Consider the following 289-nt stretch of genomic DNA (forward strand, 5'->3'; position numbering starts at 1 on the left):
TATGAACTTCTTCTTTTGCGTATCTGTCAAAGTTGTCCATTTATGCCCTCTACCAGTTGTAACAGTGTCCCACTCTCCAAATGCTGAATATCCCTGAGCAATCCCTGATGGAGATAAATCCAAAGGCATTCCATCAAAAGTCGTACCACCGTATTGCACGTTACCCAGTGGATAAACCACATCTTTATCAGAGATTTTCTCATGCCAAGTTTCAAGGAATACGAGATCTTTACGAGAGGTAATGACAGATTCTGTAGAAGTTAAAACCTGAAATGAATGAATTTTTAAA

The 289-nt window shown here is 38.8% G+C and carries 1 protein-coding gene; it reads right to left on the minus strand.

All coding sequences use genetic code 11. The annotated features are described in order from the left end of the window. Positions 1 to 289 (minus strand): hypothetical protein (locus CWC11_RS22930; protein ID WP_171038521.1); only part of this gene is annotated, 289 nt, incomplete at both ends.

Source organism: Pseudoalteromonas sp. S3178, from assembly GCF_005886985.1.
GTDB classification, from domain to species: Bacteria; Pseudomonadota; Gammaproteobacteria; order Enterobacterales; family Alteromonadaceae; genus Pseudoalteromonas; species Pseudoalteromonas carrageenovora.